Annotated in this window: 22 protein-coding genes; 12 read left to right on the top strand and 10 right to left on the bottom strand. The window is 72.3% G+C overall.

All coding sequences use genetic code 11. The annotated features are described in order from the left end of the window. Positions 1–65 precede the first annotated feature (65 nt). Positions 66–1,469, bottom strand: coding sequence for an alkaline phosphatase PhoX (locus ACIBI9_RS37370; protein WP_397229307.1), 1,404 nt, complete (start codon positions 1,467–1,469; stop codon positions 66–68). A 224-nt stretch (positions 1,470–1,693) separates the two neighbouring features. Here ACIBI9_RS37370 and ACIBI9_RS37365 point away from each other — a divergent pair, with 224 nt between their 5' ends. The 4 genes from ACIBI9_RS37365 (at position 1,694) to ACIBI9_RS37350 (ending at position 4,093) form a co-directional block, all read left to right on the top strand. After that, complete coding sequence (locus tag ACIBI9_RS37365; RefSeq protein WP_397229305.1) at positions 1,694–2,053, top strand: luciferase family protein; 360 nt, start codon at positions 1,694–1,696, stop codon at positions 2,051–2,053. Positions 2,054–2,090: 37 nt separating this feature from the next. Continuing rightward, positions 2,091–2,201 carry a three-helix bundle dimerization domain-containing protein gene (locus ACIBI9_RS37360; protein ID WP_397229488.1) on the top strand — a complete coding sequence of 37 codons (111 nt, stop codon included), beginning with the start codon at positions 2,091–2,093 and terminating at the stop codon, positions 2,199–2,201. 70 nt (positions 2,202–2,271) lie between these two features. After that, positions 2,272–3,048: a DUF2267 domain-containing protein gene (locus ACIBI9_RS37355; RefSeq protein WP_397229303.1), complete on the top strand. Its 777-nt coding sequence runs from the start codon at positions 2,272–2,274 to the stop codon at positions 3,046–3,048. A 61-nt stretch (positions 3,049–3,109) separates the two neighbouring features. After that, on the top strand, positions 3,110–4,093 hold the full coding sequence (locus tag ACIBI9_RS37350; RefSeq protein ID WP_397229301.1) for an FkbM family methyltransferase: 984 nt from the start codon (positions 3,110–3,112) through the stop codon (positions 4,091–4,093). Between the two features lie 4 nt (positions 4,094–4,097). Here ACIBI9_RS37350 and ACIBI9_RS37345 read toward each other — a convergent pair whose 3' ends face one another. Both ACIBI9_RS37345 and ACIBI9_RS37340 read right to left on the bottom strand, forming a co-directional pair. Beyond that, positions 4,098–4,736, bottom strand: coding sequence for a response regulator (locus ACIBI9_RS37345; RefSeq protein ID WP_397229299.1), 639 nt, complete (start codon positions 4,734–4,736; stop codon positions 4,098–4,100). Then, positions 4,676–5,782 (bottom strand): sensor histidine kinase, encoded by a 1,107-nt coding sequence (locus ACIBI9_RS37340; protein WP_397229297.1) that lies wholly within the window; start codon positions 5,780–5,782, stop codon positions 4,676–4,678. The genes ACIBI9_RS37345 and ACIBI9_RS37340 overlap by 61 nt, the downstream gene beginning before the upstream one ends. A gap of 77 nt (positions 5,783–5,859) precedes the next feature. Here ACIBI9_RS37340 and ACIBI9_RS37335 point away from each other — a divergent pair, with 77 nt between their 5' ends. Next, positions 5,860–9,348 (top strand): protein kinase, encoded by a 3,489-nt coding sequence (locus tag ACIBI9_RS37335; RefSeq protein WP_397229295.1) that lies wholly within the window; start codon positions 5,860–5,862, stop codon positions 9,346–9,348. A gap of 51 nt (positions 9,349–9,399) precedes the next feature. Then, positions 9,400–9,936, top strand: a complete 537-nt coding sequence (locus tag ACIBI9_RS37330) for a GNAT family N-acetyltransferase (RefSeq protein ID WP_397229293.1) — start codon at positions 9,400–9,402, stop codon at positions 9,934–9,936. 9 nt (positions 9,937–9,945) lie between these two features. Here ACIBI9_RS37330 and ACIBI9_RS37325 read toward each other — a convergent pair whose 3' ends face one another. Beyond that, on the bottom strand, positions 9,946–10,920 hold the full coding sequence (locus ACIBI9_RS37325) for a helix-turn-helix domain-containing protein (protein WP_397229291.1): 975 nt from the start codon (positions 10,918–10,920) through the stop codon (positions 9,946–9,948). A gap of 155 nt (positions 10,921–11,075) precedes the next feature. Here ACIBI9_RS37325 and ACIBI9_RS37320 point away from each other — a divergent pair, with 155 nt between their 5' ends. Continuing rightward, the gene (locus tag ACIBI9_RS37320; RefSeq protein WP_397229289.1) at positions 11,076–15,038 is read left to right on the top strand and encodes a S8 family peptidase; all 3,963 of its coding nucleotides are present in this window, start codon (positions 11,076–11,078) and stop codon (positions 15,036–15,038) included. Between the two features lie 31 nt (positions 15,039–15,069). Here the strand turns inward: ACIBI9_RS37320 and ACIBI9_RS37315 are convergent, their stop codons facing one another. Together ACIBI9_RS37315 and ACIBI9_RS37310 are read right to left on the bottom strand one after the other, a co-directional pair. Next, on the bottom strand, positions 15,070–15,555 hold the full coding sequence (locus ACIBI9_RS37315) for a hypothetical protein (RefSeq protein WP_397229287.1): 486 nt from the start codon (positions 15,553–15,555) through the stop codon (positions 15,070–15,072). A 2-nt stretch (positions 15,556–15,557) separates the two neighbouring features. After that, positions 15,558–16,361, bottom strand: coding sequence for an SAM-dependent methyltransferase (locus ACIBI9_RS37310; RefSeq protein ID WP_397229285.1), 804 nt, complete (start codon positions 16,359–16,361; stop codon positions 15,558–15,560). Between the two features lie 226 nt (positions 16,362–16,587). Between ACIBI9_RS37310 and ACIBI9_RS37305 the strand changes: the two genes are divergently transcribed. Together ACIBI9_RS37305 and ACIBI9_RS37300 are read left to right on the top strand one after the other, a co-directional pair. Continuing rightward, the gene (locus ACIBI9_RS37305; RefSeq protein ID WP_397229283.1) at positions 16,588–17,427 is read left to right on the top strand and encodes a PP2C family protein-serine/threonine phosphatase; all 840 of its coding nucleotides are present in this window, start codon (positions 16,588–16,590) and stop codon (positions 17,425–17,427) included. Between the two features lie 52 nt (positions 17,428–17,479). Next, complete coding sequence (locus tag ACIBI9_RS37300; RefSeq protein WP_397229282.1) at positions 17,480–18,334, top strand: aldo/keto reductase; 855 nt, start codon at positions 17,480–17,482, stop codon at positions 18,332–18,334. Positions 18,335–18,343: 9 nt separating this feature from the next. Here the strand turns inward: ACIBI9_RS37300 and ACIBI9_RS37295 are convergent, their stop codons facing one another. From ACIBI9_RS37295 to ACIBI9_RS37280, 4 genes are read right to left on the bottom strand one after another with little or no spacing between them, the layout of a single operon-like run. After that, positions 18,344–19,126: an IclR family transcriptional regulator gene (locus ACIBI9_RS37295; RefSeq protein ID WP_397229281.1), complete on the bottom strand. Its 783-nt coding sequence runs from the start codon at positions 19,124–19,126 to the stop codon at positions 18,344–18,346. A 14-nt stretch (positions 19,127–19,140) separates the two neighbouring features. Continuing rightward, positions 19,141–20,157 (bottom strand): PDR/VanB family oxidoreductase, encoded by a 1,017-nt coding sequence (locus ACIBI9_RS37290; protein WP_397229280.1) that lies wholly within the window; start codon positions 20,155–20,157, stop codon positions 19,141–19,143. Further along, the gene (locus ACIBI9_RS37285; protein ID WP_397229279.1) at positions 20,154–20,453 is read right to left on the bottom strand and encodes a hypothetical protein; all 300 of its coding nucleotides are present in this window, start codon (positions 20,451–20,453) and stop codon (positions 20,154–20,156) included. Before ACIBI9_RS37285 ends, ACIBI9_RS37290 begins: the two co-directional genes overlap by 4 nt. 5 nt (positions 20,454–20,458) lie before the next feature. Then, a complete protein-coding gene (locus tag ACIBI9_RS37280; protein WP_397229278.1) occupies positions 20,459–21,511 on the bottom strand; it encodes a Rieske 2Fe-2S domain-containing protein in 1,053 nt (350 codons plus the stop codon). A 270-nt stretch (positions 21,512–21,781) separates the two neighbouring features. Between ACIBI9_RS37280 and ACIBI9_RS37275 the strand changes: the two genes are divergently transcribed. From ACIBI9_RS37275 to ACIBI9_RS37265, 3 genes are read left to right on the top strand one after another with little or no spacing between them, the layout of a single operon-like run. Further along, positions 21,782–22,897, top strand: coding sequence for an arabinogalactan endo-beta-1,4-galactanase (locus tag ACIBI9_RS37275; protein WP_397229277.1), 1,116 nt, complete (start codon positions 21,782–21,784; stop codon positions 22,895–22,897). Beyond that, a complete protein-coding gene (locus ACIBI9_RS37270) occupies positions 22,885–23,295 on the top strand; it encodes a pyridoxamine 5'-phosphate oxidase family protein (protein WP_397229276.1) in 411 nt (136 codons plus the stop codon). The genes ACIBI9_RS37275 and ACIBI9_RS37270 overlap by 13 nt, the downstream gene beginning before the upstream one ends. Continuing rightward, on the top strand, positions 23,274–23,879 hold the full coding sequence (locus tag ACIBI9_RS37265; protein ID WP_397229274.1) for a hypothetical protein: 606 nt from the start codon (positions 23,274–23,276) through the stop codon (positions 23,877–23,879). Before ACIBI9_RS37270 ends, ACIBI9_RS37265 begins: the two co-directional genes overlap by 22 nt. Positions 23,880–24,031: the final 152 nt, after the last annotated feature.

The following is a 24,031-nucleotide window of genomic DNA, read 5'->3' as shown; positions in this document are numbered from 1 at the left end:
GCCCAGGGCCGTCGAGCGGTTTTCTCCGTCCTCCCGGCGCGTCGCGCCGGGAGGACGGGCCGGCGTCAGTCGTCGGCGTGCGCGGAGCGCCGCCACGGGCCGGTGATGGCGAAGACGTGGCCGGGCGACTGGATGTTGGCGAACAGGATGCGGCCGTCGGCGCTGAAGGTCGGGCCGGTGAACTCGCTGTCGTTGAGGTCGTTGCGTGCCAGCGGGTACGACTTGCCGTGCGCGCTGACGCCCACCAGGTGCTGGATGCCCTCGCCGTCCTCCGCGAGGATCACCCCGCCGTACGGGGAGACCGTGATGTTGTCGGGCCCGTCGTAGTTGGTGTCCTGGCTGGGGTCGGGGTTGACGCCGAAGATGACCTTGAGTGTGACCGTCTCGGTGCGCGGGTCGTAGAACCACACCTGGCCGTCGTGCTCGTTGACGCTGCCGTCGGTGTGCCGCGCGTAGCTGGCCACGAAGTACGCGCCCCCGTCGCCCCACCAGGCGCCCTCCAGCTTGCGGCTGCGGGTGACCTGGTCGTTGGCGAACTGCAGGCGTACCGACTGGGTCTTCGCGTCGCGGTCGGGCACCTCCACCCAGCGGACCTTGAAGCGCGTGCCCGGCTCGGTCGCCTCCGACAGGTCGGCGACGTGCGTGTCGTCCCGGTAGCAGCTCAGCGCCTCCAGCTTGCCCGCGGTGTCGCCGCCCTCGGACAGCGCCAGCGCCCGCAGCGCGCCCTTACGACCGTGGAACCTCCTCGGCGGGGTCCACCGGTAGTACAGCCCGTTCGGCCCACCGGCGTCCTCGGTCAGGTAGATCGCCGACGTCCTCGGGTCGACGGCGACGGCCTCGTGCGAGTAGCGGCCGAGGAACTTCAGCGGCACCGGGTCCTGGTTGGCCTCGCGGTCGAACGGGTCGACCTCGAAGACGTAGCCGTGGTCCTTCTGGTAGGCCCCGCCGGCGCGCTGCTCGGTCTCCTCGCAGGTCAGCCAGGTGTTCCAGGGGGTCTTGCCACCGGCGCAGTTGTTGTGGGTGCCGGCCAGGCTGACGTATTCGCGGATCCGCTCGCCGTGCGCGTCCACGTCGATGTTCGTGGTGCCGCCCCCGGCGCCGGGGTCGTAGGTGAGGCCGGGCAGCGCCGGCACCCGATACGGCTCGCTGCCTCCGATCTCGTGGTTGTTGACCAGCGTGGCACCCCGCCCGCGCGGGAAGCTCGCGGTGCCGTCGGCGTCGCTCGGGGTCGGCTCGCCGCTCTCCAGCAGCGTCACCCCCGCCTCCGCGACGACGCGGTACGAGAACCCCGCGGGCAGGGCCAGGATGCCGGCCGGGTCGGGGACCAGCGGGCCGTAGCCGAGCGGGGGCCGGGTGGCGGCGAGCGCGGCCGGGCCCGCGATGGTCTCGATGCTGCCGGCTAACGCGATGCCAAGGCTGCCGGCCGCCGTGCGGCCGAGGAAGGAACGACGGGAAACGGGTGAGGACACGGGACATCTCCTCTAGCGTCTGGGCGCTTGTACACCAGCCGACCCAACGATGCCACGGAGACGGCCGCCGCGCCGCCCGCAGTCCGCATGATGAACGCCGGATGAATACCCGATCCGGTCCGTCGCTCCGGGGAGCCGGGCGGGGTTCGGATTTCTCACGACGCGGATAACAGTTGAAGAACGGACGATGGCGGGTCCGTGGTGCGGTGCAGCAGCATGGAAGCGTGACAGTCATTTCCGCCAGGCGGCGATCGACCGGGCGCCGGGGGCCGTACGTGGCCCGGGCGGTGGCCCAGCTGCTGTCCTGGCCGGCCCTGGAGATGAGCGACACCAGGCGTGGCGTGACCTTCGCCGTCCGCGGCACCGAGATCCTGCGCCTGACCGGCGCGGACGAGGTGCGCCTGCACCTGACGGAGCCTGCGATCGGGCGGCTGGAGCCGTACCTGCGGGACTGCGATCAGGTCCAGGTGGGTGCCGACCACGCGTGGGTGACCCTGAGGGTCGAGGCCGAGCCGGACCTCGATCTGCTGCTGGCGCTGACCAGCGTGGCGATCAAGGAGCACGCCGCGTCGGAGGTCGCCTGATATCGGGCATGGGCCGCCCGCCCATGGTGACTGATTTATACCGAAAAAGTGCTCTAATGACCGATTCGCCAACAGCCCGGTGCGCGATTTCATCCCGGTGCTGGTGGAACACGACTCCAAGGAACTGCTGCGCGGCGGCACCATCTGACGGGTGACGCTCTCCCTTTCCGGGGTAGCTGAGCAGGCGGAACGCGACAGGCTCGGCGCGGGGAGCGGCAATGTACTACGACCAGTTGCTCAAGATCGTGGAGCAGCAGACCGGGGCGGGACCCCAGGCCGCCGAACGCGCCGTGCAGGCCACGCTTCGTACGCTCTCCGAACGGCTCCCGAAGGACGAGAGCCGCGACCTGCTCAGGGAGCTGCCCCCGGAGGCGATGCCCTGGCTCTACACCGAACGGGATCCCGAGACCTTCGGCGTCGAGGAGTTCCTGCGGCGGGTGGCCGAGCGCGCCGGGGTCGACGTCGAGACGGCCGGGCGGCACGCCCGCGCCGTCTTCTGGGCGATGGGGCAGGCCGTGAGCCCCGAGGAGTTCGCCGACATGGCGGCCGATCTCCCCGACGACTTCGAGACCCTGGTCGCGGAGGCCGAGCGCCGGTACGTCGAGATCGTGCCGACCAGGGAGTTCCTGGCCGGAGTCGCGGAACGGGCCGGGCTCGACTACGCGGGCGCGCGCCGGGCCACCGAGGCGGCGCTGGAGACGCTCGCCGAGCACATCGCCCCGGGCAAGGTCGAGGACCTGGTCAGCCAGCTGCCCGTCCAGCTGCACGCGCCGCTCAAGCGGGGGGTGGGCGCGGGTCCCGGCCGGGAGGCGCACCTGCCGCTGGAGGAGTTCGTCCGCCGGATCGGCGCGCGCGAGGGCGTCTCCCCTGAGCGGGCTCGCGAGCACGCCAAGGCGGTCTTCGCCACGATGCGCGAGTCGATCGCCGGCGAGGAGTACGCCGACGTGACGGCCCAGCTGCCCGACGAATACCGGATTCTCCTCCCACGTCCCTGACAATCAGCATTTACTGCGAATTTCTCGTGTATGTGGCCGCCATTCGAGCAGAATCCCTTTCATGGTCACCTCGATCAAGCGGCTACGGCAGGGGCTCGCCGTCCGGGTGATGCGGGCGGCCAGGGCGGCGAACCGGAGCCCCCTGACCCGCAGGCTCTTACGCGGTCGCAGCATCCGGCGCTTCCCCCTGGTCAACCGGCTCTACCACACGGTGTTCCGGCTGGGCGTGGCCACCGGGGAGCGCGACGCCGAGGCGCATTACCGGGGCGTCGTGCTGACCGGCCCGGCGTGGGACGCCACGATCATGCCCTCGGTCTCGGCGGGGTACTACGAGGAGTTCGAGGTCGGCGTCTTCGAGCGGCTGGCCTCGATCAGCCGTTCCGTCCTCGACGTGGGGGCGAACATCGGCGTCTACACCTGCACCGGCGCGGCGCGCCTGCCCGAGGACGGCAGCCTGATCGCCTTCGAGCCGGTGCCGGAGAACGTCGGCTACCTGCGGCGCAACGTGGAGCGCAACGATCTCGCCGGCCGCGTGACCATCGAGCCCGTGGCCGTGGGGGCGGCACCGGGCCGGCTGACCGTGCACCTGTCGGGCGAGCAGACGGGCAAGCACTCGGCCGCCGCGGCGAACGTCGGGACCGCCGCGGGCACCCTCACCATGCCCATGACCTCGATCGACGCCTATCTCGCCGACGGCGGGCTCGGCCCGCCCGACCTCATCAAGATCGACGTCGAGGGGTACGAGGGCTTCGTGCTGCGGGGCGCGGCCGAGACCCTGACCGCGCTGCCTGCGCTGCTGTTCGAGGTGCATCCCGAGCTCCAGGAGAACTGCGGCTGCGCCGCGGGCGAGCTGCTCGACCTCGTCTTCGCCCGCTACCCCTGGGTCTTCGTGATCGACGAGCTGGACAACGTCCTGCGGCCGTGCACGCGGGCCGAGCTCGACGACCCGCACGCGATCGGCCTCTACCGCTCCAACCTCGCCGCCGTCGGCAGGCCGGAGCACCTCGACGCCTTACGGCAGTGGCACAGCCTCGACTCGCCCTGAGGGATCACGGCTCGGCCCGGCCGGTGGCCCAGGCCCACGCGGCGATGGCGACCCGGTTTCTGGCCTCGATCTTGCGCTGGATCGCGGCGATGTGGTTCTTGACCGTGCCGGGCGCGAGGAAGAGCTCCGCGGCGATCTCGGCGTTGGTCCTGCCCTGCGCCACCATCGCCACGATCTCGTCCTCGCGCTCGGTGAGGACGACGTGGGGCGTCCCGGTGGGTGTCTCGGGCAGGTCGCGCTGCCGGAGCAGCCGGACGGTGAGCTGGGGGCTGATGAGCATGTCGCCGTTCATCGCGGCCCGGATGGCCTCGACGAGCAGCGCGGGGCCGGAGCGCTTGAGGACGAACCCGGAGGCGCCGTGCCGCAGCGCCGCGTCGACGTACTCGTCCAGCCCGAACGTGGTGACGATCACGACGTGGATGCCGGTGCCGGCCAGGGCGCGGGCCACCTCGATGCCGTCGGCCCCGGGCATGCGGATGTCGGCGAGCACGACGTCGGGCTCGATCGCCCTCGCGGTCTCGATCGCGGCCCGGCCGTCGGCGGCCTCGGCCACGACGGTCATGTCGGGCTGGGCGTCGAGGATCAGCCGGAAGGCGGCACGGATGCCTTCCTGGTCGTCGGCGATGAGGATGCGGATGGCCACCCCGGCGATTGTGCCAGCGGCAGCCGCGCGGTCAGCGACCACCCGTCCGGTACGGCCCGCGCCACCAGGTCGCCGCCCTGCTCCCCGACGAGCGCGGCCAGCGCGGGCAGACCGGACCCGCCTCGCCGGCCGCCCCGCGTACCCGCCACGCCGTCGTTGGTCATGGTGATCTCGAGCGCGCCGGACCCCGCTGTCACGGCGAGGTCGACCCGGGCCGCCCGAGGCGCGTGCCGCCGCACGTTGGTCAGCCCCTCGATCACGATCCGGTAGGCCAGGGCGCCGGTGTTCGCGGGCACCTCCGGCGGCGGTTCCATGCGCAGGCGGACCTCGGCGGGGCCCGCCGCGGAGAAGCGCTCGGCGGCGGCGCGGATCCCGTCGAGATCGCCCGCCGGAGTGAGCGGCCGGTCGTGGTGCAGCGTGTCCAGGGTCCGGTCCAGCATCGACAGGGCACGCTGGCCGGCCGCCTCGACGCGTTCGAGGGCGTGCAGCGGATCGCCCGCCACCATGCCCGCCTGGGCGTGCGCCAGCATCTCGCTGATGTCGTGGGCGACGAAGTCGTGCAGGTCCCGGGCCAGCCGCAGCCGCAGCGCGGTCCGGGCGTCGGCCGTCGCGCGTGCCTGCCGTACGTCGAGGAAGCGCAGGTAGCCGCCCACGGCGGCGGCCAGGAGCGCGCCCAGGCCCCAGAACGCGCACGCGCCCACCGCTTCCAGCAACGAGACCGGCAAGAAGAACCGCAGCAGCCAGACGGCCGCGGCCAGGCCCGCCGCCGACGCGGCCGGGGCCGCCCGCCGGGGCGGCGCGTACCGGACGACCAGGCCGGCCAGCGCCGCGAGCGCCAGGCCCTCGGCCATCCCCAGCGCGTCGGCGCCCGGCACCGCCTCCACCGCGCCCACGACGTGGGCGAGCGTGACGGCCAGGGAGACGGCCGCGGCCAGGAGCGTCAGCGCGGGCAGGCGCGCCCTGAGCCGCGGGCGGAACGACGTGGCCGCCGTCAGTGAGACCGCGGCCAGCGCCGGTACAGCGTCGGCGACCCACATCAAAATCACGGACCGACGATACGCGCAGGCCGGACTGCCGGCGTGCCCGCCGCAACTTTGACGGATCCGGGGGCATCTAATCCGCCGTGGAGGCGCTGATCGCGGGGGATCCGCAGCGGATCGGGGACTACTGGCTGGCCGGGCGGCTCGGCGCGGGCGGTCAGGGGGTCGTGTACGACGCCTACGACCCCGACGGCCGGCGGGTGGCGGTGAAGGTGCTGCACGCGTCGGGAGACCGCGGGCGCTTCGCCAAGGAGGCGGCCGCGGCGGAGCGGGTGGCCTCGTTCTGCACCGCCCGGCTGCTGGCGGCCGATCTCGACGGCGGCAAACCGTACCTGGTCTCGGAGTACGTGCCGGGTCCGAGCCTGCGCGAGGCCGTACGGGAGGGGCGCCGCTTCACCGGCGACGACCTGCACCGGCTGGCGACGGCGGTGGCCACGGCGCTCACCGCGATCCACGAGGCGGGCGTCGTCCACCGCGACCTGAAGCCGGACAACGTGCTGCTCGGCCCGGACGGGCCACGTGTGATCGACTTCGGCATCGCCAGGACGGCGGAGATGTCGCTGACCAGGACCGGCGAGCTGGCGGGGACGCCCGGCTACATGGCGCCCGAGGTGCTGACCGGGCAGCGGGCGGGAACGGCGGCCGACGTCTTCGCGTGGGGCGCGATCATGGTGTTCGCGGCCGGCGGGCAGGACCCGTTCGGCGGCGAGAACCTGGGCGGCGTCATGCACCGCGTGCTGACGCACCACCCCGACCTGAGCGCGCTGCCCTCTGGGCTGGCCACGCTGATCGAGGCCGCGCTGGAGAAGGATCCGCGGGCCCGGCCGTCCGCCCGCGACCTGCTGCTGGCGCTGGTCAGCGGCGACGGGTCCGACGTGGGCGGGCTGCTGGCGGCCGGCAGCCGCCGCGCCGAGGGGATGCGGGTGCCCGACCGGGACGACCCCGCGCTGGGCGCGATCGCCGAGGACGCCTACGGCTCGCTCGGCCCGGAGGCGCGCGACCTGGCGGCCGAGGTGTTCCTGCGGCTGGTCGGGGTGAACGCCGACGGCCAGGAGACGCTGCGGCGGGCCGGCCGCGAGGAGCTGTTCGGCGGCCGGCCGGAACACGAGGCGGCGGCCGTCCGGCGGATCCTGGAGGCGTTCTCGTACGTGGTCACCACCAGGGACGGGTCGGTGGCGCTGGCGCGTCCCGGCCTGCTGCGGGCCTGGCCGCGCCTGCGCACGTGGATGGAGGCCGAGCGCGCCGGGCTGGCGATGCTGGACCAGATCAACGGGGCGGCGCGGCACTGGGAGGAGCACGGCAGGCGCGACGGCGACGTGCTGCAGGGCAGCCGCCTGGAGCAGGCGCTGAGCTGGGCGGCGACCGGCCGCAGGCACCTGACGCTGACCCCGTTCGAGCGCGACTTCCTGCGTGCGGGCACCGACCTGACCAGGAGGCGCGCCCGGCGCAGGACGCTGGTCACGACGGCGCTGGCGGGGCTGCTGGCGGTGGCGCTGGTGGCGGGCGGGCTGGCCGTGTGGCAGCGCGGGCAGGCCGTCGAGCGGCTCGACATCCTGACCGCCAAGCAGGTGGCGGCCGAGGCCGACCGCATGCGCACCGCCGACCCGGGCCTCGCGATGCTGCTCAGCGTGGCCGCGTACCGGGTCTCGCCGCAACCGGAGGCCCGCTCCAGCCTGATGGGCTCGCTCCAGCAGCAGGAGACGGCGGCCTTCCAGGACCCGCCGGTCAAGGGCGCGGGCCGGCGGGCGCTGAGCCGCGACGGGCGCACACTGGTCAGCTTCAGCGAGGGCGGCGTCAACGTGTACGACGTGCGCACCGGCAGGCGGACGGCGAGCTGGCCCGGCATGACCTTGAACGGCACGATCACCCAGGGCCCCGCGCTCAGCCGCAGCGGTCGCCTGCTCGCCCAGACCACCTCGGACGAGCTCGGCGTCTGGGACCTGAAGACGGGCCGGACGCTGGTGAGGCGATCGCTCGCGGCGACCGGGAACGGCGGCTTCGGCGTCGTGTTCGGCGAGCACGAGACGACGCTCGTGGTCACCATGGCCGACGACGTCCCTTTCCTCATCGACGTGACCACCGGCAGGCAGTTCGGCCGGCTGGTCTATGCGGACCGGACGAGGGCGCAGACTCCCGCGCCGCTCGTGGATCCGACGGGCAGGCACCTGCTGCTGCCCGGCTACCGGTTCGACCAGATCGCCCTGCCCGGCTGGACCGCCGAGCGCCCCTTCCCCGCCTGCGTGAGGAACCACGTGCTGGCGGCGTACAGCGCGGACGGCAAGACCCTGGCCTGCGCCGACGTCGCGGGCGACATCGTCCTCGTGGACGCCGTCACCGGGCGCGAGCACAAGCTGAAGGAGACGCTGAACTGTGAGATCTGCCATGACTCCGCGCGGCTCCGGTTCAGCGCCGACGGGCGCTACCTCGCCGGCTTCCACGGCCGCGACCTGGAGGTCATGCGCATCAGCGACCAGCGGACCGTCCTGCGCTACCGCGCCGAGGGCGAGTTCGGCGACGTCCGATTCGACCCCGACGGCAGGACGCTGCGCTACCTCGTCGACGACACCGTCATCAGCGTGGACCTCGCGCCGCGCACCCCGTCCGTCACCCTGCCCGACACCCCGATGCTCAGCCCCGACGCCCACTGGGCGGTGTCCTGGACGAACGGTGCCGAGCTGAGCGTGTTCGACCTGCGGACGCGTAAGGAGGCAGGGCGCATACATGTCAGGGAGGAGGGCGCCGTCCAGGGCATGGACGACGCCGGCACCCGGCTGGCCGTCGCCGACATGGACCGCACGATCACCCTGTGGGACCTGGCGACGAGGAGCAAACTCTGGTCCAAGCGGGTGGGCGACGGCGACTACCAGCCGGCGTACGTCGACTTCACCCCCGACGGGCGCAGGATCGCCATCACCCTCCTGCTGGGCGAGAGTCCGTTGATGAGCGTGGTCGTGCTGGACGCCTCCGACGGCCGCGTGGTGGCCGCGTACAAGACCCGGCTGAGCGTCGGCCCCTTCCTTCCGGGACGGCAGGTGTTCGTCTCGGCCGACGGCAGGCTCGTCGACGTGATGACCGGCAAGGCCGTCGGCCCCGGGCTCGGCGACGCCGGCGCGCTGGCCGTCAGCCGTGACGGGCTCCTGGCCGTCCAGGAATCCGCCACGCACCGGATCGGGCTGTGGGACGTCAAGGGCCCGACCCCGCTGCGTCCCGTCCTGCCCCGCGCCGCCGGCGCCAGCGCCGAAATGGTCTTCTCGCCGGACGGCAGGACCCTCGCCACGGCCACCGACCAGGGCGTGCTCGAACTCTGGGACGTCCCGTCCAAGCGCCGGCTCGGCAGCTCGTACCGGGTCGGGGACTTCGCCCCCTCGTCCATGGCCTTCGGCGCCGACGGGAGCGTCCTGTACGTCGGCATGCAGGACGGCATGGAGGACGGGGCCGTGCGCGAGGTGCCCGTCGGCGACGCGCTGATGCTCGGGAAGGTGTGCGCGCGGGCCGGGCGCACGCTCACGCCCGCCGAATGGGACCGCTACCTCGGGGACGTGCCGTACCAGGACGTGTGCGCGGCCCGGTAACAAACTGCACAACTATTGCTCTTGCGAACTATTCGCAATTAGGCTGCGTGCATGCATCACGACGGACCTGGCATCACCGCGATCTCCGCCCAGATCATCGACCTCTACCAGCGCTGCTACGCCGCCCCGCCGTGGTCGGAGACCCCCGAGCAGCTCGGCCGCTATCCCGCCAAGCTCGCCGCGGGCGCCGCCAAACCGGGTTTCGCCGCGCTGACCGCGAGCGACGGCGCCGGCCGGCTCACCGGCGTCTGCTACGGCTGGCCGACCCCGGACGACCTGAGCGGCAGCCCCGTCTATGACGCCCTCGTCACGGCGTTCGGCCTGCCCGCCACGACCACGCTGACCCGCGGCGCCTTCGAGGTCGCCGAGCTCTTCGTCCACCCGGACCACCAGGGCCAGGGCATCGGCGCGCGGCTGCTCGGCCGGATGACCGCCGACCTGCCCTCCGCCTGGCTCATCACCAACCCCGGCGCACCTGCCGCCGGCCTCTACCGCAAGCTCGGGTGGCGGGAGGCGGGCCCGCTGCCGGCAGACTTCTACCCGCAGTCGCGGGCGTCGGTCTTCACCCTGACCCGGCCGGACGCGTGACGACCGGGTCTAGATCCAGCCGCGCTCCCGGGCGGCCAGCCCCGCCTGGAAGCGGGTGATGGCGTTCAGCTCCTGCATGACGGCGTGGATGCGGCGCTGAACCGTACGCAGCCCGAGCCCCAGCGCCCGTGCGATGGCCTCGTCCGTCAGGCCGCCCGCGAGCAGCGCGAGCAGATCCCGGGTCAGCTCGTCGGGCTCTCCGGGGCCGGCGGCGGGCCGGGGCGCCCCGCGCAGCGGGAACCCCCGCTGCCACTCGAGCTCGAACAGCGCGATCAGCGCGTCGAGCAGCGCGGACCGGTGCAGGATGAACGCCGCGTCGATGGAGTAGGCCCCGTTGCGGATGGGGATGAGCGCGAGCGCGTCGTCGGCGATCCACATCTTGGCCGCCGCCCCGGCGACCACGCGGGCCTTCTCGCCGTGGGCCATGGAGTCCTGGACGAGCCGTAACTTGCCGGGCAGCGCCAGCGACTCCAGGTCGTACACGCTGCGGTAGTCGATGCCCGACCTGAGCATGCGCCGCTCGCGCTCGACGTTGTCGGCGTGGCCGCGCATGACGTACGGGGGCTTGTCGATGTTGCGGAACATGGTCTGCGCGCTGTCCTGGAGCGCGTACGCCCTGCTGATGATGTTGTCGGTCCCCGTGACGACCTCGACCTGCTCGGCCGGGTGCGCCGCGTAGCGGGAGGCCAGGTGGAACGACGTGGTGAGCTCGTGGATGGCCGTGCGCACCTGGTGGAGCTCCTCCTCCTGCCGGGTGAGCAGCGGCCTGAAGGCGATGTCGGGGGCGACGGCGACGTAACGGGCGCGGCGCCCCGGCAGCCTGCTGGCCAGGCCGCGCCGGGCGAAGGCCGCCAGCGTGCGCGCCGCCAGGGGGGTCGAGACGCCGCAGTGCGTGGCGAGTTCGGCGGCGGATGATCGCGGGTTCTCGACGAGCGTCGCGTACAGGCGGCTCTCGGCCGGTGACAGGCCGATCGCTTTGAGCATCGGCGACGCCCTTTCTCCCGCCGCCAGGCATGGCGGGTTACCGCCACCTGGCGGGTTTTGGCCCGTTCGGCGGACTTGTGCCCTGACTGATTCCCAGATTAGGTCAGCGAGGAAACGATCTCCGGTGTTTCCCAGGTCTGGAGAAAGGTGTGCGTATGCTGTCCACCCCCCGGCGCCGCAGACTCGTGGCCTTATTCGCGTCCTTACTCGCCGTGCCGCTCGCCGCGGTGCCGGAGACGGCCACCGCGGCGAGCGTCACGACCACGGCCACGAGCACGACCACGGGGGCGAACGCGCCGGTGACCGGCCTGCCGCCGGTCAGGATCACGCTGATCACCGGGGACACCGTCACCTACGCGAAGGACGCCGCGGGCCGCGCCTCGGCCACGCTGGAGCCCGTCGAGGGACAGGAGGCGCGGACGTACCAGGCCCAGCAGGACGACCACGGCTACTACGTGATCCCCGCTGACGCCGCCCCTTACGTCAGCAGGGGCCTGCTGGACAAGGAGCTGTTCAACGTCGACTATCTGGCGGCCAACGGCTACGGCGACGCGAAGACCGCGCAGCTGCCGCTCATCGTCCAGTACCAGCCGCAGACCAAGGCCGCCGACCTGGCGGGCAAGGCCAGGTCTCTGAAGGGCGGCACGGAGCCGACGGTGCTGGAGAGCATCGACGGCGCCGCGATCAAGGTGGACAAGAAGCAGGCCGCCGCGTTCTGGCAGTCTCTGGGAGGCGCCCGCAACGACGCCAGGGCCCTGACGAGCGGCCTGCGCAAGGTGTGGCTCGACGGCAAGGTCAAGGCGCTCGACGACCGCAGCAACCCGCAGATCGGCGCCCCGACGGCCTGGGCGGCCGGCTACGACGGCACGGGCGCCAAGGTCGGCGTCATCGACAGCGGCATCGACCTGGCGCATCCCGACCTGCAGGACAGGATCGTCGCGTCCCGCAACTTCGTCCCGGCCGGCAAGCCGGGCGGCGGCAACCCCGACGAGGTCACCGACCGGGTCGGGCACGGCACCCACGTGGCGTCCATCATCGCCGGCAGCGGCGCCGCCTCGAACGGCAGGTACAAGGGCGTCGCCCCCGGCGCCAAGCTGACCATCGCCAAGGCCCTGGACGACACGGGCAGCGGCAACAACTCCGAGATCATCGCGGCGATGCAGTGGCAGGCGGCCACCGAGCGCGTACGAGTGGTCAACATGAGCCTGGGCAGCCAGAGCCCGACCGACGGCACCGACCCGCTGAGCCAGGCGGCCAACGAGCTGACCGCCCAGTACGGCACGCTGTTCGTGGTCGCGGCGGGCAACTCGGGCCCCGGCCGCTACACCATCGCCTCCCCCGGCGCGGCAACCTCGGCGCTCACCGTCGGCGCCGTGGACTCGGCCGACAAGATCGCTTCGTTCTCCAGCCGCGGCCCGCGCCTGAGCGAGGACTTCGCGATCAAGCCGGAGATCACCGCGCCCGGCGTGAACATCATCGCGGCGCGCGCGGCGGGCACCTCGCTGGGCGAGGGCAGCAGCGTCCCGGGCGGCGGCCCGGTCGACGACAACTACACCGCGGCGTCCGGCACCTCGATGGCCTCGCCGCACGTGGCCGCCTCCGCGGGCATCCTCGCCGCCCAGCACCCCGACTGGACGCCCGAGCAGCTCAAGACCGCGCTGACGGGCACCGCGAAGCCGATCGACGCCACGGTCTACGACCAGGGCTCGGGCCGGCTGGACATCGGGCAGGCCGTCACCCAGCAGGTCTTCGACGACCTGGCGACGGTGCACGCGGGGTTCACCGACCCGTACACCGGCCAGACGCTGAGCCGGAAGGTGACCTTCCGCAACACCGGCAAGGAGCCCGTCACACTGGCCCTGTCGATGACGCTGAAGCGTGGTGACGCCCAGCCGCCCGCCGGGATGGCCACGCTCACCCCGTCGTCGCTGACCGTCCCCGCGGGCGGCACCGCGAGCGCGGACCTCACCATCGAGCCCACGCTCGGCGACCCCGGCTGGTACGAGGGCCGCCTGACGGCCACCGCGGGCACCACCCGGCTGACCGCGCCGATCGCCCTGCACAAGGGTGCGAAGCTGGACACCCTGCGCGTCAGGCTGGTCGGAAAGCCGGAGTGGACGCTCAACCCGGGGATCCTGTCCGCCCTCCGGGTCAGCGACACCGACCCGCTGCTCCAAGGCGAGCCGATGACCATCGCCACCGACAACTGGCGGACCACCGACACGCCCGGCACGGTGGAGACCGAGCTCAAGCTCGCCCACGGCGGCGTCTACTCCATCGGCGACATGCCCTGGTGGTACACCAGGCCGGACCGGCAGATCCAGAATGCCCTGCTGCTCGCCCCCGAGATCAAGCTCGACGGCGACACCACGCTGACCCTGGACGCCACCGACGTCGAGCCGATCCAGGTGAGCACGCCGCGAGCGTCGGAGCCGGTGTTCATGAACGTGATGGTCGTCCGCACGACCGCCTCGGGCCAGATGTACGGGGGCGCGTCGCTGCTGAGCTACGAGCCGGTCAACCGGGGCAGGTTCTGGGTCACGCCGGTGCGGAAGGCGCCCACGGTGGGCACCTCCACGGTGCTGTTCGACCAGGTCCGCCGCGCGCCCGAGGTGGAGCTGGCCGTGCCGGGGCTCCGGCTCAACCCGCACTACGTCAGCGAGCACGACCCGCTGGTGCCGAAGTTCGCCGCCGACCGGCGCCTGAGCCTGACCACGGGCGACGACCTGCGCGGCGGCGCGGACGCGCGCGGCAAGCTCGTCTACCTCCCGGCCAGGGACTCGCTGGAGCTCTTCACGGCCGACCTGGACCTGGCGATCAAGGTGGGGGCCGCGGGCGTGGTCACCAGCGACCGGTTCGCCTGGCTGCTCAGCGCCTCGAACTTCGCGGACCACAACAAGATCCCCGTGCTGTGGATCGACAGCGGCGAGGCGGACCGGCTCGGCAAGGCCCTGACCCGCAAGCCGTACCCGAGCGCCGCGCTGCGCGTCACGCCGACCACCCCGTACGAGTACAAGCTGGCCTACTACCTGAAGGGCACTACGGCGGGCCGCCTGAACTTCGCCCCGAAGGCGCGCGAGCTCACCGAGATCGACACCACCTACCACGCCCAGTTCGCCCCCCAGCCCGGCACGTGGGGGCCGTACACGAACTTCACCGAGGTCAACCACACCTACATCCCCGAGCAGCGCTTCAGCATCCGCGGCTCGCACGCCTTCGCCGGGCCCACGGCCAGGACCGAGTACTACAACGCGCCCGGGCGGGACGTGCTGTGGGAGCGTGAGTTCGTCTTCTTCGACCCCACCTCGGGCGGCGCGCGCTTCGCCTCCTCCGCCCGCGGCTTCACCGGCGGCGCCAAGGAGCGGGAGGACTGGAACGAGGCCATCATGCCCTCGCAGTTCGCGGCCGGCCCCGGCCTGCCGGACTGGATCAGCCCCGTCATCTACTGCGACGGCTGCCGCCAGGGCGACCGGCTGCGGCTGCGCGCGCTCAGCCAGGTCGGCTTCGGCTACTACTCCGACGCCTCCGACCCGACCCACATGTACCAGGGCGCGCCGGGGACCGAGGAGATCAAGCTGTTCAGCGGCGCCGCCGAGGTCAAGCCGCAGTACGACGACCTGGGCGTGCCCTACTACAGCGTCCCCGCCGGGTCCGGCACGTACCGGCTGACGAGCTCGTGGAAGGACGCGTTCCCCGGGAAGCACTCCGGCACCGGCGTCGAGACCAGCTGGACGTTCCGCTCCGCCCGCCCCACGGGCGACAGCAACCCTTATCCCTGCCTGGACTCCGTGCTGTGGGAGGACAAGCAGCCCTGCGCCCAGGTGCCGCTGATCCGGCTGCGGTACGAGCTCGGGCTGCCGGAGAACGACACGGTCCAGGGCGGTCGGCCGTTCGCCTTCACCGTCAAGACCGAGGGCGGGCGCTCGCCGTCGCTGCGGGGAGCCTGGATCTCCGGTGACAAGGGCGCGCACTGGACCAGGGCCACGGTGCTGCCCGGTGACAAGGTGCTGGTGCTCAACCCCAAGGGCCCCGGCAGCATCTCGATCAAGGTGGAGGCGCAGGACAAGGACGGCAACTCCGTCCAGCAGATCCTCTCCGACGCCTACCTCGTGAAGTGACCGCGGGAGCGGGGGCCCTGGGCCCCCGCTCTCAGCCGCCGGGTCCCGTTCGCTGGACGGGGGCCTCCCCGTTCGGGGGCAGATCGCCGCGCTCCACCGGGGCCGGCGGCAAGGGGGCGGGTGGGCCGGTGCCGGTCGCCGGGCGGGCGCCCTGCGCGGCCTGCTTCAGCACCGCCCGGTCCACCTGGCCGACCGGGCAGATCAGCCGGACGTGGTGGTCCTTGCGCACGGCGACGTACTCCTGGTCGTCCCCGTTCACGGTGTACCAGCCGCCGCCGTCGCGCTCGGACGCCGCCGCGCGAACGTACGGCCCGCGGTCGACCCGCAACTCCACATGCTTGCCGTCGGGCGAGATGTAGACCGCCCCGAAACCCTCGTCGTTGATCACGCCCACCGACTGCTCGGCCACCTCGTACCCGGGCAGGTCCACCACGTACATCAGCTCGGGAGCCGCGCCCTGCCGCCGGGCCCGATCCATGGCCGCCCGGCTCAACTCGGTGCCCCGGCGCGACGACATGGTCAGGGCTTACGGGCGATGCCGCCGAACATGAGGCGCTGGCCCACGGTCAGCTCCTCGGGGACGTCCGCCTCCGGGCGCCACAACGGCAGCGGCACGACACCCGGCTCCACCAGCTCGAACCCCTGGAAGAAGGCGGTGATCTCCGCGACGGTGCGGAACCTGCCGGTGCCGAGGAGCGCGAGGTACTGCTTCTCCGCGTCGCGGGACTCCTGGCTCGAGTCGCAGAAGTGGGTGATGAAGAGGTGGCTGCCCGGCGGGACGGCGGCCATGTACGCCTCGACGATCCCCTGCGGGTCCTCGTCGTCGTGCAGGTGGTGCAGGATGCCGACCAGCATCACGCCGACCGGCCGGCTGAAATCGATGAGCCGCTTGACGGCCTCGTCACTGAGGATCGCCGCCGGGTCACGCAGGTCCGACGTGACCACCGCGGTGCGCTCGTTCTCCGCCAGGAGCGCCCTGCCGTGGGCCAGCACCATCGGGTCGTTGTCGACGTAGACCACGCGTGCCTCCGGGTTCGCGCGCTGCGCGACCTGGTGGGTGTTCTCCACGGTCGGCAGCCCCGAGCCGAGGTCGAGGAACTGCGTGATGCCCTGGTCGATCATGAATCGGACGCCGCGGTCCAAGATCTGGCGGTTGTAGGCCGCCACGTCGTAGATCTCCGGGATGACCTTGACGATCTCCGCGACGAAAGCGCGATCGACCTCGAAGTTGTCCTTGCCGTGCAGGACGACGTCATAGGCCCTGGCGATGCTGGGCCTGGTCGTGTCGATCGCACTCTTCCACTCATCCGACTTCTCGCCCACGGGTGCCCTTCCTCACGGAGTCGATCATCAGGATCATAGGGCGGATCCGGCCCGACAAATGCGCTTATTGCCGCATTGTCGCAAGGCGTCTGCTTCGCCGCGCGGCACGCCGTACGCGCCGCGGCCCCGGAAGGCGGCTCCGGCCCGTCCTCCCGGATTAAGCTGATTACGGCGGTGAGCGAGCTGGCCCGCGACTGCTACGTACACGGAGGCGACAGGGGGCCTGGTGATCGAGCAGCGCGTACCGCCGACGCGGCGGATCCGCATGCTGGAGGACGAGCTGGCCGACGCCCGTCAGGACGTGCTGGCCCTGGTCGCGGAGCTGGAGGAGCGCGACGAACGGCTCAGGCGGGCCCACCGGGCGATCTTCCGCGAGCTGGAGGACGCCCTGCGCCCGCCGATCCCGCACGTGGAGCAGGCGCGGCTCGCGGTCTACTACTCCTCCTCCGAGGACGACGCGCCGACGGGCGGCGACCTCTACGACGTGGTGGTCATGCCGGGCGGCGAGCTGCACGTCGTCGTGGTGGACGCGGCCGGCCACGGCGTGGCCAGCACCCGTGCCGCGCTCAACATCATCCACGCCGTCCGCGTGCTCTCCCTGGCCGGGCTGCCGCTGGAGAACGTGGTGGAGCGCGCCGCGGCCATCCTGCAGCCGGTCTATCCCGATCTGGCGGGAACCGTACTGGTGGCCCGCTTCGACCCCCGTACCGGGGTGCTCCGGGTGGCCACCGGCGGCCACCCGCCACCGCTGATCGTGGCGCCCGGCGAGCCGGCGACGTACCTGGAGGCGTGGGGGCGCGGCCTCGGCTACCCGGACCCGGGCAGCGACCACGTGGCCGAGCGGCGGCTGGGGCCCGGCACGCTGGTGCTCTTCTACACCGACGGGCTGGTGGAGGCCCGGCGCGACCTCAACGCGGGGCTGGACGAGCTGGCCGAGCTGGCGGGCCGGCATCGGGAGCTGCCGGTCGACGAGCTGACCGACACCCTCGTACGGGTGATGCGCCGCGAGGTGCTGCACAGCGACGACACCCTGCTCCTGGCCATGCGCTGGACGCCCCAGGCGTGAGAGTTGACCTGGAGTGCGCTCCAGCGGGCAGGGTGGACCCATGCACAACGCCATGCGAACGCGAACCATCGGAAACCGCCAGGTCGGGGCCGTCGGGCTCGGCGCCATGCCCATGTCTGTGGCCGGGCACATGCCCGACGAGGACCAGTCGATCCGCACTCTTGTCGCGGCCCTGGAGGCCGGTGTCACCCTGATCGACACGGCCGACGCCTACACGCCTTCGCACGACGACGTCGGCCACAACGAGCGCCTGGTCGCCCGCGCCCTGGCGCACTGGGGCGGCGACGCCGGCGCGGTGCTCGTCGCGACCAAGGGCGGCCACACCCGCATCCCCGGCGGCGGCTGGTCCGTGAACGGCGACCCGTCGTACCTCAAGGAGGCCTGCGAGCGCTCGCTCAAGGCCCTCGGCGTGGAGAGCATCGGCCTCTACCAGCACCACCGGCCCGACCCGAAGGTGCCGTACGCGGAGACCATCGGCGCGCTGAAGGACCTGCACGACGCCGGCAAGATCCAGATGGCCGGCATCTCGAACGCCGACCCCGAGCAGATCAGGCTCGCCCACGACATCCTCGGCGAGCGCCTGGTGAGCGTGCAGAACGAGTATTCTCCGCGCTTCCGCTCCAGCGAGCCCGAGATCGACGTCTGCGCCGAGCTCGGCCTGGCGTTCCTGCCCTGGTCGCCGCTGGGCGGCATCGGCCGTACCGGGGAGCTGAGCAAGAGGGACGCCTTCACCGAGATCGCCGAGGCGCGCGGCGTGTCCCCCCAGCAGGTCTGCCTGGCCTGGGAGCTGGCCCGCAGCCCGGTCGTCATCCCCATCCCCGGCGCCAGCCGGCCGGAGACGATCCTCGACTCCATCGCCGCCGCCGACCTGGAGCTCAGCGCGGAAGAACTGGCCCGCCTCGGCTGACCGGGCCCGTCACGAGCCGAGGGTGGACGGCGGCAGCGCGCGGGAGATGGCGCGGGCGCTGGTGCGCAGGAGCGGGGCGAGGGCGTGGGGAGACGTGCTGCCGTGGTGGACCACGAGGGACACCGCGGCCACCACGTCGCCCCGGGCGTCGTGGATCGGCGCCGCGACCGACAGGGCGTCCATGGTGACCTGCCGGTCGCTGACGGCGTAGCCGCGGGCGCGGGTGTCGGCGAGCGCGGCGCGGATCTGCCGCGGGGTGGTCATGGTCCGTTCGGTGTAGCGGGTCATGGGGCCCGCCACGACCTGCTCCTGCACCTCGGCGGGGGCGTACGCGAGCAGCACGAGCCCGACCCCCGTGGCCGTGAGCGCGAAACGGCCGCCGACCCTGGTCAGCACCGGGACGGCCTTGCTCCCGGCGATTCGTTCGACGAACACCACCTCGGTGCCCTCCCTGACGGCCAGCTGCACGTTCTCGCGGGTGACCTGGGACAGGTCCTCCAGGTACGGCAGAGCGGCCTCGCGCAGGCCCAGTCCGCGGGGGGCGAGCGAGCCGATCTCCCACAGCCGCAGGCCGATGTGGTAGCTCCCGGCCGGATCCCGTTCGAGCGCGCCCCAGGCCAGCAGCTCCGCGGCCAGCCGGTGCACCGTGGAGACCGGCAGGCGGGCGTGCCTGGACAGCTCGCTGAGGGTGAGCGAGCGCCGGTCGGGCGTGAACGCGCCGAGGATCTGCAGCGCGCGGGCCACGACCGGGCCGGTGCGCTCGGTCGTTTGCCTGGGGGCTGGGATCGGCATCGGCGGCTCCCTGGTCAGAGTTCGAGGACCAGCTTGGGGCAGGCGGCGCGGGAGACGCAGACGAACATGGTGTCGTTCACCGCCCGCTCCTCGGAGGTGAGGAGGGAGTCGCGGTGGTCGACCGCGCCGGCCAGCACCGCGGTCTCGCAGGTGCCGCAGGTCCCCTCATGGCACGAGGATAGGACCTGTACGCCGGCCTCCAGCACGACGTCGAGGATCGAGCGGTCCGGGGGCACGGTGAGGGTGACGCCCGTGACGGCCAGTTCGATCTCGAAGGACTCCGTCCGTACGGGGTCGGCCGCCTCCTTGGGCTCGAAGCGCTCCACGTGCAGCGTGCCGGGTGGCCGGTCCGCGCAGCGGCGCTCGACGGCCTCCAGCAGCGGGGCAGGGCCGCAGCAGTACACGAGGGTGTCCGGCGTGGCCCCCGCCAGGAGGGCGTCGAGGTCGAGCAGGCCATGCTCGTCCTGCGGGCGCAGCTCCACCCGGTCTGCGTGCGCGGCTTCGAGGTCGCGGGCGAACGCCATCGAGCCCGCCGTACGGCCGCCGTAGGCGAGGTGCCAGTGGGCGCCGGCGGCGTCGGCGGCCCGCAGCATCGGCAGGATGGGGGTGATGCCGATGCCTCCGGCGACGAACAGGTAGCGGGGCGCCGGGTGGAGCGGGAAGTGGTTGCGCGGGCCCCGGGCGAGGACCGTCGTGCCCGCGTGGAGGTCCTCGTGCACGTACGCCGAGCCGCCCCGGCCGTCCGGCTCGCGCAGCACGGCGACGCGCCAGGCCGTGCGGTCGGCCGGGTCGCCGCAGAGCGAGTACTGGCGGACGCGGTCGCCGCCGAGCACGAGGTCGATGTGCGCGCCGGGCTCCCACGCGGGCAGCTCGGCGCCTGCCGGGTCGCGCAGGTCGAGGGCGACGACCCCGTCGGCGACCGGCTCGCGGGCATGCACGACCAGCTTGCGCTCGCCGCCCATCGGGCCGCCCGTAGCCGGCGTGCCCTCGACGGCCACCGCGCCTGAAGGCGACGTGCGTTCCGTGCTCATCGGGCGGCTCCCGTCCCCGACAGCGCGTCAGAGGGCGCGGTCCCGGCGGGAGCGCCCGGGTCGGCCCTGCCGGTGAGCGCGCCGGGGTGCGCCATGCCGGTGGGAGCGTCCGGGGGCGCCGGGTCGGTGGGGGCGTCGTGGCCGGTCGGGTGGCCGAGGAGCCATTGCCAGACCTCGACGGGCCCTTCGGCGACGTGCACGGCGCCGCAGTGGCACGTGCCCTCGAGCAGATCGCTCCCCGGCAGCCACACCACGCGGAGCAGCCCACGCCGGGCGGGCAGGCGTCCGGACTCCATGCTCGTCACGCCTGCCGGGCCGGGGCGCCCTGCCCCGCCAGTCCGGCCAGCATGCGCCGGGCCGCCAGCCCGCCCGTGTCGATGTTGATCGACAGCTCCTGGTAGCCCGCCGGCTCGGTCGCGATCACCTGTTCCAGCACGTCGAGCGCGGTCACGTCCTGCAGCACCACCGTGCGGTTCTGTTCGGCCAGGAAGTCGGACACGTCCTGGTCGTCCAGGGCGAAGTCGCGGGCCACCGCCCAGAAGTCGTGCGTGGAGTGCTCGGTCTCGGGCGTGATCGCGTACACGACCTCGACGTGGAAGGCGTCCGGGTCGCTGCCGTCGGCGTTGGGCAGCACGCCGAGCGGGGCGATGCGCGAGTGCAGCTTGTACAGGCACGGCGGGGTGTACTCGATGTCCTGCCAGCGCATGATGCGGCCGGTCAGCCCGGTGGACTTGGCGTAGAACGGCGGGCATTCGGCGTCGTCCATGTGGCGGCTGACGTGGACGATCCCGGCCTCCTCGTCCACCGTGGTGGTGATCGGGGTGGCGGCCACCTCGGGGGTGCCGATGTACCCGCCGTGCAGGTACGTCTCGTGCGACAGGTCCATGAGGTTGTCCACCAGCAGCCCGAACCGCGCCTGGAGCGGCTCCATCCCCGACACCGTCGTGTACGCGGGCGAGTCCAGCCAGGGCGCGCGCGGGATGCGGGCCGCGTCGGCCCGGGCGGGGTCGCCGATCCAGACCCAGACGAAGGAGTCCTGCTCGACGACCGGGTAGCTCTTCAACCGGGCGGTGCGCGGCACCCTGGTCTGGCCGGGGACGGCGACGCAGCCGCCGTCGGCGCCGTAGGTGAAGCCGTGGTAGCCGCAGACCACCTGGTCGTCGACGAGCCGGCTGGGAGGCTGCGACAGCGGGAACCGGCGGTGCACGCAGCGGTCGGACATGGCGGTGACGGTCCCGGCGCGGGTGCGCCAGAACAGGATGGACTCGCCGCATATGGTGCGGGTGAACAGCTCCTGGCCGATCTCGCGCCCGTACGCGGCGACGTACCACTGATCTCGGGGAATGCTCGACACGGCGACTCCTTCGTGGTGCGGCGGCCGGTGTGAAGATGGTGGCTCGGCCGCCCGGAGCGCGGAACAACGATTCCCGGATGCCGGAAAACTCGCTCTTCCCGAGTGCCGGATTCTTCTTTATCCTCATGCTCAAGCAGTCTGTGAACGTTCACAGTACGCGTAAGGCCGATTTCGCCCCCCAAAGGCGCATTTTTCAGGTAGCTCGTTGCCACATGCGTCCGTGAACGTACACACACAGTCCGGATTTCGGCTCTATCAACGGGACCGATCATGACCACGTACCACTTACGAAGGCTCCGGGTCACTCTCCTGCTGACACTCGCGGCGCTGATCGCGCTCGCACCGGCCACGCCCGCCCGGGCCGCCACGCTGAGCATGCGCGGCGCCGACGTCTCCTCGCTCCAGCGGAGCCTGGACCTGGGGGCCAAGTACTACAACGCTTCAGGGACGGCCGCCGACCCGCTGGACATCCTCACCGGCGCCGGGGTGAACTACGTCCGGCTGCGCATCTGGAACAACCCGGCGAGCGGCTACAACAACAAGGCGAAGGTGCTGGCCTACGCCAGGACGGTCAAGGCCAAGGGCCTCGGCCTGATGATCGACTTCCACTATTCGGACACCTGGGCCGACCCGGGCAAGCAGTTCAAGCCGGCGGCGTGGGCCAGTCACGGCATCGCCCAGCTCCAGACGGACGTCTACAACTACACGTACGACGTCTGCAACAGCCTCAAGGCCCAGGGCACCACGCCGGACAGCGTGCAGATCGGCAACGAGATCAACGTCGGCATGCTCTGGAACGACGGCAAGGTCGTCAACAACGACTTCACCAACCTGAGCCTGCTGCTCAAGGCCGGTTACAACGCCACCAAGGCGTGCAACAGCGGCACCCAGGTGATCATTCACACCGCGGACGCCGACAGCCTCGCGAACGCCCGCTGGTTCTACGACGGGATCCGCGCCAAGGGCGTGCCGTGGGACCTCACCGCCCTGTCGTACTACTGCATGTGGCACGGCTCGCTGTCCACCCTGTCCAGCGTGATCAACGACGCCCGGACCCGTTACGGCAAGCCCGTCATCGTGGCGGAGACCGCCTATCCGTTCACCGCGAACAACGCCGACAGCGAGCCGAACGTGATCGGCGGCTCGGCGCCGTGCTCCGGCTACCCGGCCACCTGGTCGGGGCAGGCGAGCAACTTCACCGCCGTCCAGAACACCGCGCGCGGCGCCGGGGCGATCGGCGTCTTCTACTGGGAGCCGACCTGGTACGCCATCCAGGGCAACGGCTGGGACCCGGCCAACATCAACGGCACCGGCGACCAGTGGGACAACATGGCCACCTTCAACTGGACCGGCGGCGTCAACCCCAACATCAGGTGGAATCCGTAGCCAGACCTGCTCCCCGGCTCGGCGGCGTCCTGCCCGCGGAGGTGCGGCAGGTGTTCGAGCGCTCGTTCGTGTGCGAGTACACCTCGCTGACCCGGGCCGGCCGCCCGGTGACCTGGCCCGTCACGCCGTACGCCGGCAGGGACGGGACGCTCGACGTCACGACCGGCCTGTCCTACCCCGACAAGGCCGAACGCGCCCGCCGCGATCCGCGGGTGGCGCTGCTGTACTCCGACCCGGCGGGCAGCGGCCTCGACCGGCCGCCCGTGGTGCTCGTCCAGGGGCGGGCCGCCGTACGCGACGCCGACCTCAGGCCAACACCGACCGGTACGTCCGCGAGGCGCTGGCCAAGGCCGGGAGCGGGCTCGCCGACGCGCCGTTGTTCCTGCTCAGGGGGCTGACCTGGTATTTCGCCCGCATCTACGTGGAGGTGACCCCCGAACGCGTCACCTGGTGGCCGGAGGGCGACCTCTCCGCCGCGCCCCGCACCCGGGCCTGCCCCAACGGGACGAGGTTCCCCCGGTCCGACCTGGCGCCGTCGGGGGCCCGGCTGCCGAGCCGGTCGGCGCCGCCGGTGGACTGGCGGCCCTTCGCCGCGCGGGCCATGCGGCTCGGCGCCCCCGTCGTGTCGATGGTGTCCGACGGCCTGCCGGTGACGGTGCGTGCCCGCTCGGTCGTCCGTACGGGTCGCGGGTTCGAGGTGCTGCTGCCCGCCGGGGTGACGGGCACGCCGGGGCCGGTGTGCCTGACGTTCCACTGGTCCTCGGGGACCGGGGGGCAGGAGAACGTGGTGCTGCTGGGATCGACGACGGGCTCGGGCGACCTGCTGGAGGTCGAGGTGGAGCGGGCGCTGACGGACTGGAGCCTGACCGGCGGTCCGGTGGGCCGTACGTGGTCGTTCCTCCGGCACGCGAAGGAGCTGAGGAAGCGGGTCAAGGCGGAGGCCGCCCGCCGTGACCAGCCGGTCCCCGTCGTCCGGCGGTGACTTCCCTACTACATCTGCTAGTACACTCCGTCACTATGCGCGACCCCCGGGCATCACTGCAGGTCAGGTCGGCGGAGAACTCTGAACGGGTCGCCAGCCGTATCCAAGACCAAATGGACATCACAGTTACCGGATCCGGGACCTCCCCGGCC

The organism is Nonomuraea sp. NPDC050451, from assembly GCF_044458585.1.
This window is presented reverse-complemented; position numbering and strand designations above follow the sequence as displayed.

Bases quoted from the DNA above. Each gene is read 5' to 3' on its own strand.
- ACIBI9_RS37320 (WP_397229289.1), top strand. From the start codon at position 11,076: ATGCTGTCCACCCCCCGGCGCCGCAGACTCGTGGCCTTATTCGCGTCC.
- ACIBI9_RS37330 (WP_397229293.1), top strand. From the start codon at position 9,400: ATGCATCACGACGGACCTGGCATCACCGCGATCTCCGCCCAGATCATC.
- ACIBI9_RS37355 (WP_397229303.1), top strand. From the start codon at position 2,272: ATGTACTACGACCAGTTGCTCAAGATCGTGGAGCAGCAGACCGGGGCG.
- ACIBI9_RS37290 (WP_397229280.1), bottom strand. From the start codon at position 20,157: ATGAGCACGGAACGCACGTCGCCTTCAGGCGCGGTGGCCGTCGAGGGC.
- ACIBI9_RS37350 (WP_397229301.1), top strand. From the start codon at position 3,110: ATGGTCACCTCGATCAAGCGGCTACGGCAGGGGCTCGCCGTCCGGGTG.
- ACIBI9_RS37315 (WP_397229287.1), bottom strand. From the start codon at position 15,555: ATGTCGTCGCGCCGGGGCACCGAGTTGAGCCGGGCGGCCATGGATCGG.
- ACIBI9_RS37325 (WP_397229291.1), bottom strand. From the start codon at position 10,920: ATGCTCAAAGCGATCGGCCTGTCACCGGCCGAGAGCCGCCTGTACGCG.
- ACIBI9_RS37285 (WP_397229279.1), bottom strand. From the start codon at position 20,453: ATGGAGTCCGGACGCCTGCCCGCCCGGCGTGGGCTGCTCCGCGTGGTG.
- ACIBI9_RS37295 (WP_397229281.1), bottom strand. From the start codon at position 19,126: ATGCCGATCCCAGCCCCCAGGCAAACGACCGAGCGCACCGGCCCGGTC.
- ACIBI9_RS37300 (WP_397229282.1), top strand. From the start codon at position 17,480: ATGCGAACGCGAACCATCGGAAACCGCCAGGTCGGGGCCGTCGGGCTC.
- ACIBI9_RS37275 (WP_397229277.1), top strand. From the start codon at position 21,782: ATGACCACGTACCACTTACGAAGGCTCCGGGTCACTCTCCTGCTGACA.